Source organism: Delftia sp. UME58 (assembly GCF_014170385.1).
In the GTDB taxonomy this organism is placed as follows: domain Bacteria; phylum Pseudomonadota; class Gammaproteobacteria; order Burkholderiales; family Burkholderiaceae_C; genus Comamonas; species Comamonas acidovorans.
The window spans coordinates 1-751 of the sequence record NZ_LZZV01000034.1; the positions used below are offsets into that span (position 1 = coordinate 1).

General features: G+C 66.8%; 1 protein-coding gene. It reads right to left on the minus strand.

Annotated elements, in window-relative coordinates; genetic code table 11:
• Window positions 1-751 (minus strand): ABC transporter ATP-binding protein (locus A9976_RS11170; RefSeq protein WP_183019067.1); only part of this gene is annotated, 751 nt, incomplete at both ends.

Genomic DNA, 751 nt, shown 5'->3' on the forward strand with positions numbered 1-751 from the left:
CGCTGCCGGTCAGGCTGCCCAGCCTCGGCACGGCGGCCAGCAGCGCGCGGGTATAGGGATGCTTGGGCGCGTTGAAGATCTCGTCGACGGTACCTTGCTCGACCTTCTTGCCGCGCAGCATCACGACCACATCGTCGGCCATCTCGGCCACCACGCCCATATCGTGCGTGATGAAGATGACGGCCGTGCCCAGGTCGCGCTGCAATTCGCGGATGGTGTTCAGGATCTGCGCCTGGATGGTCACGTCCAGCGCGGTGGTCGGCTCGTCGGCGATCAGCAGGCGCGGCTGGCACGACAGCGCCATGGCGATCATCACCCGCTGGCGCATGCCGCCCGACAATTGGTGCGGATAACGGTCCAGCAGTTGCTCGGCGTCCGGCAGGCGCACTTTCTCAAGCAGCTTGCGCGCCGATTGGCGTGCCGCTGCGCGGGACAGCTGCTGATGCAGCATGATGGCCTCGACGATCTGGTCGCCGATCGTGAACACCGGGTTCAGCGACGTCATCGGCTCCTGGAAGATCATCGCGATGTCGTTGCCGCGGATCGCGCGCATCTGCTCGTCGGTGGCCGTCGTCAGGTCGGTCTCGCGGCCGTCGTTGTCGCGGAACAGGATCTGGCCCGTGGCGATGCGGCCGCTGGTGTAGTCGGTCAGGCGCATGATCGCCATGGACGTGACCGACTTGCCCGAGCCGGATTCGCCGACGATCGCCAGCGTCCTGCCGGGCCGGACGTCGAAGTCCAGGCCGTCGAC